General features: G+C 31.3%; 3 protein-coding genes. All 3 read right to left on the bottom strand.

Annotated elements, in window-relative coordinates; genetic code table 11:
* Nucleotides 1-1052: DM13 domain-containing protein (locus OEW78_RS10270; protein WP_366523067.1), on the bottom strand; the 1052-nt coding region annotated here is incomplete at its 3' end.
* 730 nt (nt 1053-1782) lie between these two features.
* Nucleotides 1783-2544, bottom strand: coding sequence for a hypothetical protein (locus tag OEW78_RS10265; protein ID WP_300327199.1), 762 nt, complete (start codon nt 2542-2544; stop codon nt 1783-1785).
* 266 nt (nt 2545-2810) lie between these two features.
* Complete coding sequence (locus OEW78_RS10260) at nt 2811-3002, bottom strand: hypothetical protein (RefSeq protein ID WP_300327198.1); 192 nt, start codon at nt 3000-3002, stop codon at nt 2811-2813.
* Nucleotides 3003-3202 lie beyond the last annotated feature (200 nt).

Here is a 3202-nt window from a genome sequence, read left to right as displayed (position 1 = left end):
AACAAAAGTCCAGTGGGGTTTTTGATTCTAGAAGAGTCGACAAAGACGTCTAGAAAATTACCGCTGGGCGAGTATCTCAGTATTTCGTTGGTAGTAGCGCTGCTGACATACACAAAACCATCAGAATCAAGTGTCCAGTATCCACTTTTTTTGACATCACCATGTTTTGTAAGATACAATCTAAGATCTTTCCCTTGAGATATTTCAAACTGTTTAATCGTAAGATCTCCTTCATCTTCCTCATAATCAATCAGCATTGTTCCTTTTGCATCATAGTTGTCAATACCTTCAAGAAACCCATATCTATTGTAGATTATCTGTGAACTAATCTTAGGATGATTGATATTTTTAGAGTCATCCAGCATGTTGTTTATGGCATCACGAACATAAAATGGATCTTCAAGAAGTATTTTTGCAAAGGGCTCTTTTTGAATTGCATCGAATATTAACACAGTGTCATACAAATCTAAATCCACATCATCAGGTAGTTTGTAATTCTTACCTCCAACCTTTGTTTTCAATTCATCTAAATAAATTTCTGGAGAAAGAACATTTTTTTGAGTCAAATATACATAAAGTTCAGGAATTTTAAAATTTTTGCCAACTCCAGAATCATAACCAATGTCAAAATAATCAAACCTTAAATAATTAGTTTGATCAATTGTAATGATTTTTGCTTTCCCACTCACTTTGTGATTTCCAAGTCCTTCAAAGAAACCTAATTTTTGCGGAGTCAAGTAAGAGTTTAGTTCGGGCAGGTTTCCACGCATACATTGTTCGACGACACCAATTTGTTGAGGAGTCAGATAGGAATTTAGATTTCCATTATTCATCAATCTAATCATTTGTTGATAAGACATATAATGAGATTTTAAAATAAAATCCATTTGTTTGCATGTAGAAGTAACATCGGCAAATGACATATGACTAGTATAAAGATCATGAGGCAATTGAAAACCCTCATATGAGATCAACAAAGATACGGTGAAAAATACAACTGCAAACAAAACAAGTATGACGGATCTGACAAATATGGAAGATTTACCAATCATGGAATCAGTCAATTAATTAACAATTAAAAGATATTTAAAATAATTACACAGAGAATCAAAAATATTAAAAATCCAAATGATTGAATTAAAAGAATATTACAAAAGAATTGTTCAAGAAACTTGCCATCTTGGAATATTTTATCAATTATCTTTGTAACTGTTTGTAATTTTACACATGCAGGGGTTTCATTATGCTTGATGATCAGCAATTTTGGTTTACATTGAACATCTTCTACAATCAAATCCTTCAGTTAAGAACATATGGACTTTTAAAATTGCGCATAAAAGACAACAGGTGTGTTAGATTTTCTGCATATCATTTCTTCTGATGATGTGGACTTTCTTATTGCCATCTCTTCTGTAACATTTACAAATTCCAAAGCCATATTTGAAGAATTAGAGCATACGGATAAACATTATCATGAGTTAAAGATAAGATGAACTTTTTTAACATTCTTGATTTTCATAGACATTCATTTGGAAAACTGAATTAAATGTAGAAGTTAAATCAAATTATCCATATTTTATTGACAATATCATTTTAACTGTGTATGAATAATTGGTAAGAGTCAATGAAAAAGTAAATTTTACATGCTGAGAATTATGAGAACCAACATTTGAGGTTGTTCACATGAATATGAAAGACATGGAACATTTTCTAGATTTGTAGGAACAATCCAAATTGGAAGATCAATTGCAGGATGTATCATTTGTTAGTACTATCTGTGTTTCAAATTGCTACTTTGACATCCTCGAATTTTTGTTCGGGTTGATTTTGCTCAAATTCATAATTATTTTTACTGTTAAATTCTGTCTCTGGTAATGTTGATGATTTTAAAAGATCTTTTGACACATTTGTTATTTCATCATATGTTCTTATGATATGTTCTATTGTTGCAGATACATTAGATACGATTCTTTCTGTTTCTCTTATTTTGCTGAAAGCATCTGCTTCTAATTTTGTAAAATCATTTTCAGCCGTAACTAGTTTTTTAGATGTGATCTCTTCCATCTTTCTTATTGCATTAAGCTCACCTTGTGCTTTTTCTGTTTCTAATGTAATTCTAATAAGCGAATCAGATAGTTCCTTCTGAGATTGTTCAAGATATTTTGGATCTAAACCTTGTGTTGCTTCTTTGATTCTTTCTATTACATCTTTTATTTTATTTACTTCTATAACTAAATTTGATGTTTTTTTAGCTACTGTCAATTCACGTTTTTTTGTACGCTCAAGTTCTTGCTGTAATTCTTTCATTTTCTCTCTTTTCTCAGATAGGTTGATTTTCAATTCATCTGTTTCAATTTTTTTATCATATGCAATCTTGCGTGCAGCTTGCATCATTTTGATTATTTCATCTGTTCCTTCCTTCATTCTGTTAGCTGCTTTTTTTGCCTCTGCTGATGAATTAATCTGATAAATCGTGTGCTCCGTTTGAATATCTCTAAATATATCTTCTGAACCCAAACCACTTTCTTCATAAAATGAAGTCATTATTCACACAACAAACTACAACTATATTTGTGCTTCTTTGTATATCTAATATGCCTTTTGATCGAATGGCTGTCTATCTCCTGTACAATGATTTGTTTCCTTGGACATATTAGATATACCACAATATCCACTCATACGACAGTATGCCCATAATGCATGCTTGATTAAGGGATGAAATAATTTGCGCAAAAGAGGACATTAAAAAGAATTGTTCAAAATAATGTTCAAAAATAAAGAAAAACTTGTAAAATTTTAATTGTTTTTGATTAATCAGGTTCCCAAAATTGCATGACATACATGCAGTTGTTACAACGCCACAACCTAACATGAATTCCATTCTCAGTATCTGCAGCATAAGTTCCATCATCCATTTTCATAACTGTTGGAAGATAACTAAGTTCATGATTTTCAAGCCATTCGTTTTGTTGACAGTTAGGACATTCGATTTTTGGAGCCACATATGATATAGAATATGATCAAAGAAGAATATTACTATTAAAAATAGAAAATAAAAGATGTGTCTGAATTAGAAACCTTTTGGCAAAGTACCTTTTGCAGGCTTTGGTGGTTCTGGAGTTGGAGTTTGTTGTGCTTTTGCTGCAACACCTTCAACTGTCATATTGATTCCACTAAAACTTCCAAATGTCTTATCAGCAGG

It is taken from the genome of Candidatus Nitrosopumilus sp. (assembly GCF_029882185.1).
Lineage (GTDB): Archaea > Thermoproteota > Nitrososphaeria > Nitrososphaerales > Nitrosopumilaceae > Nitrosopumilus.
This window is presented reverse-complemented; position numbering and strand designations above follow the sequence as displayed.

Bases quoted from the DNA above. Each gene is read 5' to 3' on its own strand.
- OEW78_RS10265 (WP_300327199.1), bottom strand. From the start codon at position 2,544: ATGACTTCATTTTATGAAGAAAGTGGTTTGGGTTCAGAAGATATATTT.